The sequence below is a fragment of the Anabaena sp. 4-3 genome, assembly GCF_001597745.1.
Taxonomy (GTDB): domain Bacteria; phylum Cyanobacteriota; class Cyanobacteriia; order Cyanobacteriales; family Nostocaceae; genus Trichormus.
In genome coordinates this window covers 1-362 of sequence record NZ_LUHJ01000044.1, presented here as the reverse complement: position 1 = coordinate 362, position 362 = coordinate 1, and the positions used below count along the sequence as shown (strand labels likewise).

The window sequence follows — 362 nt, the reverse complement described above, 5'->3', positions numbered from 1 at the left end:
GGTTATCTTTGACGGTGTAGGTGAAGTTGTCAGTCCCGTTAAAGTTGGGGTTGGGGGTGTAAGTTACAGTTCCATCATTGTTAATTGTGACGTTACCATTGCTGGGTTGAGTCTCGATGACGACACTGTTGGGGTTAATGGTGTCATTACCATCGACATCTTCATCATTTTCGAGGATAGGAATGATGATGTTGGTGTCTTCATTAGTAGTAATGGTGTCATGTTTAGCGACTGGTTCATCATTGACTGGGTTAACGGTGACGGTGACAGTCGCAGGTTGAGAAATTGCACCTTGGTTATCTTTGACGGTGTAGGTGAAGTTGTCAGTCCCGTTAAAGTTGGGGTTGGGGGTGTAAGTTACA

Annotated in this window: 1 protein-coding gene; it reads right to left on the bottom strand. The window is 44.8% G+C overall.

The genetic code is table 11. The features are described 5' to 3' along the window. Nucleotides 1-362 (bottom strand): tandem-95 repeat protein (locus A3775_RS11925; protein WP_156481608.1); only part of this gene is annotated, 362 nt, incomplete at both ends.